The 9,112-nt window shown below is 50.4% G+C and carries 11 protein-coding genes; 1 reads left to right on the top strand and 10 read right to left on the bottom strand.

The features are described from left to right. Window positions 1-700: 700 nt before the first annotated feature. The 8 genes from C5S61_RS14630 to rpoN form a co-directional block, all read right to left on the bottom strand. Window positions 701-1,402, bottom strand: coding sequence for an SDR family oxidoreductase (locus tag C5S61_RS14630; protein WP_110515843.1), 702 nt, complete (start codon window positions 1,400-1,402; stop codon window positions 701-703). Next, entirely contained in the window at window positions 1,395-2,015 is a 621-nt protein-coding gene (folE, locus tag C5S61_RS14625; protein WP_110515841.1) for a GTP cyclohydrolase I FolE, read from the bottom strand. The genes C5S61_RS14630 and folE overlap by 8 nt, the downstream gene beginning before the upstream one ends. 57 nt (window positions 2,016-2,072) lie before the next feature. Then, on the bottom strand, window positions 2,073-2,894 hold the full coding sequence (locus tag C5S61_RS14620) for a 6-carboxytetrahydropterin synthase (RefSeq protein WP_110515839.1): 822 nt from the start codon (window positions 2,892-2,894) through the stop codon (window positions 2,073-2,075). 309 nt (window positions 2,895-3,203) lie between these two features. Then, entirely contained in the window at window positions 3,204-3,512 is a 309-nt protein-coding gene (locus tag C5S61_RS14615) for a hypothetical protein (protein ID WP_110515837.1), read from the bottom strand. 274 nt (window positions 3,513-3,786) lie between these two features. Beyond that, window positions 3,787-4,725 (bottom strand): diacylglycerol/lipid kinase family protein, encoded by a 939-nt coding sequence (locus C5S61_RS14605; protein ID WP_110515833.1) that lies wholly within the window; start codon window positions 4,723-4,725, stop codon window positions 3,787-3,789. After that, window positions 4,722-5,102, bottom strand: a complete 381-nt coding sequence (locus tag C5S61_RS14600; RefSeq protein ID WP_054536730.1) for a hypothetical protein — start codon at window positions 5,100-5,102, stop codon at window positions 4,722-4,724. Before C5S61_RS14600 ends, C5S61_RS14605 begins: the two co-directional genes overlap by 4 nt. Continuing rightward, window positions 5,089-5,379, bottom strand: a complete 291-nt coding sequence (locus C5S61_RS14595; protein ID WP_110515831.1) for a hypothetical protein — start codon at window positions 5,377-5,379, stop codon at window positions 5,089-5,091. Before C5S61_RS14595 ends, C5S61_RS14600 begins: the two co-directional genes overlap by 14 nt. 22 nt (window positions 5,380-5,401) lie before the next feature. Continuing rightward, a complete protein-coding gene (gene rpoN / locus C5S61_RS14590; RefSeq protein WP_164689498.1) occupies window positions 5,402-6,787 on the bottom strand; it encodes an RNA polymerase factor sigma-54 in 1,386 nt (461 codons plus the stop codon). A 151-nt stretch (window positions 6,788-6,938) separates the two neighbouring features. On the opposite strand from rpoN, the gene C5S61_RS14585 reads away from it, so the two are divergent. After that, window positions 6,939-7,703, top strand: a complete 765-nt coding sequence (locus tag C5S61_RS14585; RefSeq protein WP_110515828.1) for a dimethylarginine dimethylaminohydrolase family protein — start codon at window positions 6,939-6,941, stop codon at window positions 7,701-7,703. Between the two features lie 66 nt (window positions 7,704-7,769). Here the strand turns inward: C5S61_RS14585 and rplA are convergent, their stop codons facing one another. Both rplA and rplK read right to left on the bottom strand, forming a co-directional pair. Continuing rightward, entirely contained in the window at window positions 7,770-8,483 is a 714-nt protein-coding gene (gene rplA / locus C5S61_RS14580) for a 50S ribosomal protein L1 (protein WP_110515826.1), read from the bottom strand. Window positions 8,484-8,685: 202 nt separating this feature from the next. Next, a complete protein-coding gene (rplK, locus tag C5S61_RS14575) occupies window positions 8,686-9,111 on the bottom strand; it encodes a 50S ribosomal protein L11 (protein WP_110515824.1) in 426 nt (141 codons plus the stop codon). Window position 9,112 lies beyond the last annotated feature (1 nt).

Here is a 9,112-nt window from a genome sequence, read left to right as displayed (position 1 = left end):
AGACAGGATCAGGGGTTGGGGGCTGGGGATCAGGCTATCGGCTCTTTGGATACTCATTCGTGTAATTCGTGGCAAAAAAATCTAGCTTCGCGATCTTCGTGTGCTTCGCGGTTTCCGTCCTTCGTGTCCTTCGTGCGCTTCGTGGATCAAAAATAGCTCAAACTTTACGACTCACAATAGTACTTTATAGCTACATCCCCCCTCTGTTTAGGAACATTCGCATAGCAAATGACGAAATTCCGCTCTATCAGCAGCTTAAACGACGAAAATAGGCAGCATACGAATCAGGATGTTTGAATTACAACTTAAATGGGTGATTTCTTAAAAATTTTTGATGACACATATGGGGGAAGCAAGGTGCTATCAAGCTATGGACTGTCGCTTGATTGAATCAGTGGAATAAGCTTGGTATGATACATCCAGAGTAATCGAACTGAACATCGTAGTCGCCAAGCAACCTAGCATCGTCGCAGTACACATCATTGCACATCGTCGCACCAACTAAACTCGTTGCAGCACTCATCGCACTACTACATTGCAGCACGACATTCTAGCACATTGTCGCACCATTCTAGCTCATTGCACTCGACATCGCACTACCATCGCACATCGCAGCCTTTCAGTTTGATGCTCGACCATTCTCAATCTGGGACTTCCAGAGTAAGCCGAGGCGGCATTTACCGCCTCGGTTTTTTGTTGCCTACAATTTACCAACCACATGGCCAATGCTAATCTCGTCGATCAACACATGGCTTGGTTGGCTCAAAATATGCGCGACGGTGTTGGCAACTTCGCTGGCTTGCAGCATATTTTGGCGGTTCCAGCTGCCAGCCACATCATTCCACAACGCTGTATCAACTGCCGCCGAAACGACGGCAGTAACCCGCACTGATTGCGGGCGCAGTTCCTCACGCAAGGCCTGCAAAAACCCCATCAAGCCAAATTTGCTAGCCGAATATGCCGACCAGCCAGGAAAACCACTCTTGCCTGCAATCGATGAAATCGCAATAACCTGGCTGCCAGGTTTGAGATAGGGCAAGGCAGCTTGGCAAGCCACAAAGCTGGCAGTCAAGTTCACATCCAACGATTGCTGCCATTGCTGCAAACTTAACGCTCCAACATCGGCTACATGGGCCACGCCAGCAGCCAAAATCAGCGCATCGATCTGGCCTTGGCCTGCTTGCTGTGCCACATTAATCGCTTGCTGCACAATCGCCGGATCGCTGGCATTGCCAACCACAATCTGCGCCGTCCCGCCAGCCCACTGAATTTCGGCGGCAACTGCTTGCAACTCGGTTGCGCTGCGAGCTAGCAAAATGAGCTGATTCTGCGCGGCACAAGCCAAGGCAATTGCTCGGCCAATGCCACGCCCTGCGCCAGTAATCACAATTGTTTTACTCATCGGAATAATTCGCCGTAATATGACCCATAAATTCCGCGCGAATTTGGGGATCGGTTTTAAACACGCCTTGCAGTGATTGCGTCACCATGCGGGCATTGGCTTTTTTAACGCCACGAATCATCGAGCACATATGCGCGCCGTGCACCACGACCGCCACGCCGCTGGCACCGATTGCCTCAGCCACAAAATCGGCAACCTCGCGGGTGAGGCGTTCTTGCACTTGCAAACGTTTGGCAAACATATCGACAATGCGGGGGATTTTCGAAAGCCCAATCACCTTGCCATTGGGAATATAGGCAACGTGGGCTTTGCCCCAAAATGGCAACATATGATGCTCACAGAGCGATGAAAACTCAATATCGCGCACCAAAACCATCTCGTTGTAGTCAACCGTGAAGATTGCCTCGTTAATCAAGGCAACTGGATCAGTGCGATAGCCAGCGGTAAGCTCGGTAAACATCTTGGCAACCCGATGCGGGGTACGTTGCAAACCCTCGCGTTCAACATCTTCGCCCAGACCTTCGATAATCGTTTTGACTGCTGCTTCCATATCTTCGCGCACAGCTGGTGCTGAGTTGCTATTAAGTCCATTGCCAGAGTAAATAAGCGTCATCTGATTAATCCTTTATTAGTAGTAGTTCTAGAACCTCATCCACGATTCAGGCTTGCGTTAGTTGTGGCTCAACGGGTAATCAAAGACATTATTGGCAGTTTCCCACAGCCGCAAATGTTTTAATTGTGAGCCAAACAACGCTTCGAGCCGTTGCCACAGCACAACCACAATATTTTCTGCGGTCGATGGCTGTTCGGCAAATTCGGCAACCTGATAATCAAGATGGCGATGATCCCAGTCGTCAAGCACACTCTGCACGCGCCGATCCATATCGACCAAATCGATCACCATGCCAGTTTGGGCATCGATCAGGCCATCAACGGTTACTTCCAGCTGATAATTATGGCCATGGCCATTGGGATTATTGCACTTGCCATATAAATCGCGGTTTGCTTCATCGGATAACTGTTGCGCATGCAAGCGATGCGCTGCCGAAAACTCATAGCGCCGGTTGAAGGTGGCGCTCTGCTGCTGACCAAAATATTCAGCATACAAATCGTTATTTTCGTACAAGCGTAATTTGGCTAAACGAACTCCTTTGGGTAATTGCTGCTCGATCTGGCCCCACAAAACTTGCACCAAATTTTCGGTTGTGGGGATTATCTCACGAAAGTAGGGGGTATCTTCATTCAGATGTTTATGATCAAATTGGTCTAAGACCGTTGTGACCAAGCGCTTCAACTCAACCATATTCATAACCATGCCGGTAAGCGGATCAACAACACCAGCGACGGTCACAAATAACTCGTAGTTATGGCCATGACCATAGCGATTGGTGCATTTGCCAAAGACCGCCTCATTTTGTTCTTGGCTCCATTCCTCGCGCCAATAGCGGTGCGAAGCCGAAAAATTAAAGCGCCTAGTTGCAAAAACATCCATGAGCAATTCATCCTTATGTTAACTACCAATCCCCCAGCTATCGATCATGTCTATTTATTATGCCATTGAAACTCTAGGCTCTCAATGCTTTTTAAGCATGATCTTAGCAAGGTATGCCGCTTGACACTACGCAAATATAAGGCTGAAGGATGAATGACGAAGGATGTGGGAGGAAAGAATGAGGGAAGAAGGATGAACGGTAGCGCAGCGGCGCTGGGCTATCGAAACAAGCTTCACTGGTTGAATACTCGATTAATTCGACAGCCCACAACCTACGATCATCCTGCGGATATGGTGGAAGTAAAGCCCCTATCGATCAGCTGAATCGTCGAAATCTAGGGGATCATCGACTGGCGGCACATAACTGAGACCTTCTTGAATCGCTTCCATGGGATCGTCGGTTTCGCCTTCGCGCAAGTTCTCGCCAGTCAATTCATCGTATGATTCCAGCGGCTCGTTCAAATCGCTGTAGGCTTCAGTTTCGCCTTGCTCAATATCAGTAATCGTAAAATCTTGCAGATTTTCAACTTCATCGGCAGTGAACACGCCCAACACATCGCTTTCTTCGTTGCGATAGCCAGCTAATTCGCGTAGTTCATCACGTAAATCATCACTCATCAGAATCTCCTTGTTTGACTTGGGGATCTTTTTTAACCACGAAGGACATGAAGCCGCACGAAGGATGCTATTTTCATCCTTCATCCATCATCCTTCGGTTCTCCACCCTTCCGTCCCGCCTCAAGGCGGGAAACGCAGGGGGCTTTAATCCCCCTGCACCCCCTCAAGGACAATCCGCACCCAAACGGCATCCATTGATGAACGTGGCAATCTGCCTTCGTGTTCTTCGCGATCTTCGCGGTTCCCGCATCCTTCATCCCGCATCCTTCATCCCTCATCCTTCATCCTTCTGGATTTCTGCCTGATACTCAGTACCGACGATCACTTCCAAGGCTTGGTGCAGCACCTCAAACACAATTGGCTCTTTGGTTATCAGTTCGCCATCAGCGTTGAACCAAATTTCAGGGTCAGAGATAACTTGGACTTTTTTGGCGCGCCGCAATTCGACCAACTCGCTATTCAGATAATTACCATTGACCAATAAGCGTGCCGCCGCTCCAACCAAGTTCAAAATCGAGCCATAATGCACAATCACCACATCGAGCAAGCCATCTTCGGGGTTGGCCAAGGGCGCAACTTGCACGCCAGCAGCCGCCGTGCGGCCATTGGCAATAATAATGTTGAGCGCGTCGACCTGCTCAGGCGCTTGATCATCGTATTGAATCGTGGTGCGATAGGTTGTTAAATCGGGCAGAACGCCCAAGGCCCCGCGCAAGTAGGCCAATGGCCCCCATGCCGCCTTGACATCGCTCGATAAGGCTTCGTTGAGTTGGCCGCTAAAGCCACCAGCCGAGACATTCAGCGCATAATGCAATTCGCGCGGCGTGCGAATCTCAATCACATCGAGCTTGCGCCGCTCGCCGACCAAAATCAATTTCCAAGCTTCAAGCGGATCGGTGGGCAAGGCCAAGGTGCGGGCAAGATCGTTGCCTGTGCCCAGCGGAATCACGCCGAGTGGCACACGCCGTTCAGCTTCTAGCAGGCCTTTGACGATCTCGTTGATCGTGCCATCGCCGCCAGCAGCCACGACCAATTCGGCTCCATCGGCCACTGCTTGACGAGCCAAACGCTCGCCATCGCCAGCAGCATCGGTCGTGAGAATGGTGACACCGCTCATTGGGGCCAGCGTTTCGCGCAGCAAAGCGCCTTGCTCAGACGTGCCCGAAGCCGGATTCATGATTAGGCTAATCTTCAAAGTGGCCTCATCGCTCATGGCTCAACACTTTCATCTGGTTGCGAATGGCGATCAAATAACCGCACTGCAAACCAACTAACCGTCATCCAAGGAATCACTTGGGTACCTGGAATGAGGGCCTCGACCACGCTGACGCGGCGTAAGCCCTGCAAGTTGAAGTGACTGAGCACCAACCACGAAATTGGCGCGGCAAACACGTCAAAAGCCAAATCAAGCAAATCGAGCACAATCACCAAACTCAAGGGAACGCGCATCATGGTTTCGCGATACGATGCGCCTTCGGGCACATTCAGGCGTTTGAGCCGATACCAAATGAGGGCTAAGCCCAAAAGGCCCAAACCACCGGCAATTGCAATCGTCCAACCAACAGCCCTGAAAAAGTTACTCCAATCCATGGGTGGTTCTCCGTGCGTGCAGCAATTGCCAGATGCTGGTGCCAATCATTCCAAGGACTATAAGCAAGAACGTGCCACGCTCAAAGCGCACGCCTGTTTGCGGCTGCGCTGCGTCGAGCCATGCCAAAGGCCAAACCAAGGCTTGGCTCAACCAAAGAATGAGTTGGGTAAACGGCTGAGCGGGGTTGGCAGCAAATAACAGCAATACCAAGCGCGCAATCAGCAAACTTAACCCAGCAGCGAGCAACCATCCGAGCCATATTCGCCAACGTTGCATCACAATAGCCTTTCTTGAAGGTTTAGCGCAAGGTCGATGGCAAAATATTCAGTTGATTGCGATATTTAGCAATTGTCCGGCGCGCCACATCAAAACCACGCTCTGAGAGCAATTCAACCAATTCTTGGTCGGTTAATGGGCGGGTTTCGTTTTGCACCAATTCCAACAGCACATCTTTGACATTCAACGAAGCAGTGAAGAAATGGCTAAATGGAATCACCGAGCGATTGGGCAATTGCACATATTTATTGGCGGTTGCGCGGCTCACCGTCGATTCGTGGACGCTAATTCCATCGGCAACCTCGGCTCTGGTCATTGGACGCAGGAAGCGCACGCCTTGACGCAAGAAATCTTCTTGGGTTTCAATCAGAAATTCGCTAATCCGGCGAATCGTTTCGCGGCGTTGGCGAATGTTGGTCAGGAACATTTGAGCACGAGCAACATATTGACTAAGGTGATCGCGTTCCTCGGAAGACATTTCGGCTTCGGATTCGCGGCCTCGTTTCGCCAACGATTGATATAACGGATTGATGCGCAGGAAGCTGCGATCCGACATCAGCACTTCTGCTTCAAGCTTGCCTTCGTTCTCGCGAATAATTACATCGGGCATGATGTAGTTGGTCCGAGCTGAGCCTTCGCCACTGAGTGCCAAAGGATAAGGCCGCAAATGCTCGCGAATAAACTCGCGCACTTCGACCACATCATCGTATTCTGCATTTAAGGCTTGGGCAATTGCGCCGTAGCGATGCTCAGCCAAATCATTCCAAAACTCAGTGATCACGCGCTCAACATACGGATGTCGTACATCTTCTTCTTCGAGGCGGCGCAATTGCAACAACAAACATTCTTGGACAGTGCGCGCACCCACGCCAACTGGGGCAATATCTTGTAGTTTGAGCAAGACCGTAATTACCCGATCTTCATCAATTGTTAGGGTTGCGGCAATATCGGCGGTGTTGGCATCGAGGAAGCCTTGCTCATCTAAGCAGCCAACCAAATATTCAGCAATAAAATAATCTTGTTCTGATAGCGAGGCGCGTAAATCGCGCAGCAACACTTCGCTCAATTGAGCTGGTGTGGCCACCATCATCAATGGATCAAATTCATCTTCCTCGCCAGCGGCGGTGTAATCGCTGCGTTCAGCCTCGGCCAAGCGTTGGTCTTCGTGAACGCAATATAAACACAGCATTTCGATTAAAGGCCGACCACAGCGCGAGCATGTTTCATCTGGCTCCAGATCAACATTCTCAAGTGCTGGATTGTCCTCTAATTCTTGCTGGATCAATTGTTGCAATTCGTGGGTTGAAAGCACCAGCATATTGTTTAATGCAATCAAAGCTGGTGATGCTTTGGTTGACATGGCTTGTTGTGCTAGCGCCTCAGGCGACATGCCCATGCGAAATTCCATGGCGCAATTCCTCCATAGGTTTGGTGCTTTGCCAACACATGTGCTGGCAAACAAGGTAATTCTATTGCTATTATACGGTAAACCACCAAGTGAAGGCTTTCTGTGGTACATACGTGGACTTTTGAAGTAGCCAAAAAGGATAGCAATTTTTATGCCAACCGCAATTGTTCGTCCGGTTAGTCCGGCAATTCAAGCATGTGAGCTAACGCACCTCGAACGTCTGCCGATTGATTTGAGCAATGCTCAGAGCCAGCATAATCGCTACTGCACCACGCTTGCGGCTCATGGCTATCAGGTGGTCGAACTCACTTTAGCCGCAGATTTGGCTGATTCGGTGTTTGTCGAAGATACCGCCGTCGTGCTGCCCGAATTAGCGATCATCACCAGGCCTGGCGCGGAATCGCGTCGCCCAGAGTTGGCAGCAATGGCCGCAGTGCTACAAAACTACCGTCAGTTGGCCTGGCTCAGCGAGCCAGCAACGCTTGATGGCGGCGATGTTGTCGTTTTGGGCAAAAGCATCTGGATTGGCCTTTCGAGCCGTAGCAATCAAGCAGCGGTTGAGCAAGTACAGGCGTTAACCCAGCCATTTGGCTATCGTGTCCAAGGCGTGGAATTGGGCCAGTGTCTGCATCTCAAAAGCGCGGTCTGTGCCGTTGATCACACCACAGTCTTGCTCAACCCTCAATGGGTTGATCGGCAAATATTTGCTGAATATACAGTGATCGAGATTGACCCACGCGAGGAGTATGCAGCCAATGTGGTACAGCTGCACGATGGGCGTTTGCTCTACGAACAGGCCTATCCGGCAACTGCTGAACGCTTGCGCCAGCGGGGCTATCAATTAATTTTGCTGGATAATAGCGAGCTAGCCAAAGCCGAGGGTGCGTTGACCTGTTGCAGTGTGTTGGTTGATTGACGTTGAGGGTTAAAACAAAACCAGCGGGAACGGCAGCAGCCATTCCCGCTGGTTTAGGGAATTCAATTAGGCGGTTGCTTGCGCAACGTTCACATCAATCGGAATCCCAGGACCCATGGTGCTGGTCAGGGTAATGCTCCGAATGTAAACACCTTTTGAACCGCTTGGTTTAGCAGCTTTGATCGCATCCAACAAGACTAACAAGTTTTCGCGGATTTGATCAGCGCTGAAGCTAACCTTGCCGATGGCAACGTGCAACAAACCAGTTTTATCGTTGCGGAATTCGACGCGACCGCCTTGCAACGCCTTGATAGCTTGCGGCAAATCGTTTGGTGGCACAACCGTACCGCTCTTGGGGTTTGGCATCAAGCCGCGGCGGCCAAGAATCCGGCCCAAGCGACCGACCTTACCCATCATGTCGGGGGTGGCAACGGCTACGTCGAAATCGATGAAGTTTTCTTTTTCGATGCGTTGGATCAGCTCATCGCCGCCGACAATTTCAGCGCCAGCGTTGCGAGCGACGTTTTCGGTATCGCCTTGGGCGAACACCAACACGCGCACGTTTTTACCGGTACCGTGGGGCAATGAAGCGGTGCTCCGAACCGTTTGGTCGGCGTGGCGAGGGTCGATACCCAAGCGCAAGTGAACTTCAACGGTTGCATCAAAATTGGTGAACGAAGTTTCTTTGACCAAAGCCGCAGCTTCTTCGGGCGTGTACAAGCGATCAGCTTCTACTTTTGCCGCAGCAGCTTGGTACTTTTTACCGTGTTGCTTTGCCATGAACAATTAGCTCCTTGTGGTCTTAAGCGAAGCCAAAGCTTCTGCCACAAACATGTATAAGGATGAAGGATGAGGGATGAAGGATAAATATCGTTCAACCATCACTTCATAGCTATGTTTTAATTCGTTAATCGACTGACTGAGCAAAAATCAAAGGATGCAAGCTATTTGATACTTCATAACTCATCCTTCATATTTTCACTTAGTCTTTGATCGTAATACCCATTGAACGGGCGGTACCGGCGATAATTTTTTCGGCGGCTTCAAGATCGTTGGCGTTCAAATCAGGCAATTTGGTTTCGGCCAATTGGCGTAATTGAGCGCGGGTGATTGAGCCAGCACCTTGGGTCCCAGTTTTGCCGCTCCCACGTTGAATCCCAGCAGCTTTGCGCAACAAGTCGGCAGCAGGTGGGGTTTTCAGAATGTAGGTAAACGAGCGGTCTGAGTAAACCGTAATTTCAACGGGAATAATCGTGCCAACTTGAGCTGACGTTTTTTCGTTGTAATCTTTACAAAACGCCATAATGTTGATACCAGTTGCACCAAGTGCAGGACCAACGGGTGGTGCAGGCGTTGCTTTACCAGCAGGCAATTGCAACTTTACGACTGCGGTTACTTTCTTTGCCACA

It is taken from the genome of Herpetosiphon llansteffanensis, assembly GCF_003205875.1.
Classification (GTDB): Bacteria; Chloroflexota; Chloroflexia; order Chloroflexales; family Herpetosiphonaceae; genus Herpetosiphon; species Herpetosiphon llansteffanensis.
This window is presented reverse-complemented; position numbering and strand designations above follow the sequence as displayed.

Bases quoted from the DNA above. Each gene is read 5' to 3' on its own strand.
- C5S61_RS14585 (WP_110515828.1), top strand. From the start codon at position 6,939: ATGCCAACCGCAATTGTTCGTCCGGTTAGTCCGGCAATTCAAGCATGT.
- rplA (WP_110515826.1), bottom strand. From the start codon at position 8,483: ATGGCAAAGCAACACGGTAAAAAGTACCAAGCTGCTGCGGCAAAAGTA.
- C5S61_RS14615 (WP_110515837.1), bottom strand. From the start codon at position 3,512: ATGAGTGATGATTTACGTGATGAACTACGCGAATTAGCTGGCTATCGC.
- C5S61_RS14600 (WP_054536730.1), bottom strand. From the start codon at position 5,102: ATGGATTGGAGTAACTTTTTCAGGGCTGTTGGTTGGACGATTGCAATT.
- rpoN (WP_164689498.1), bottom strand. From the start codon at position 6,787: ATGGAATTTCGCATGGGCATGTCGCCTGAGGCGCTAGCACAACAAGCC.
- folE (WP_110515841.1), bottom strand. From the start codon at position 2,015: ATGACGCTTATTTACTCTGGCAATGGACTTAATAGCAACTCAGCACCA.
- C5S61_RS14605 (WP_110515833.1), bottom strand. From the start codon at position 4,725: ATGAGCGATGAGGCCACTTTGAAGATTAGCCTAATCATGAATCCGGCT.
- C5S61_RS14620 (WP_110515839.1), bottom strand. From the start codon at position 2,894: ATGGATGTTTTTGCAACTAGGCGCTTTAATTTTTCGGCTTCGCACCGC.
- C5S61_RS14595 (WP_110515831.1), bottom strand. From the start codon at position 5,379: ATGCAACGTTGGCGAATATGGCTCGGATGGTTGCTCGCTGCTGGGTTA.
- C5S61_RS14630 (WP_110515843.1), bottom strand. From the start codon at position 1,402: ATGAGTAAAACAATTGTGATTACTGGCGCAGGGCGTGGCATTGGCCGA.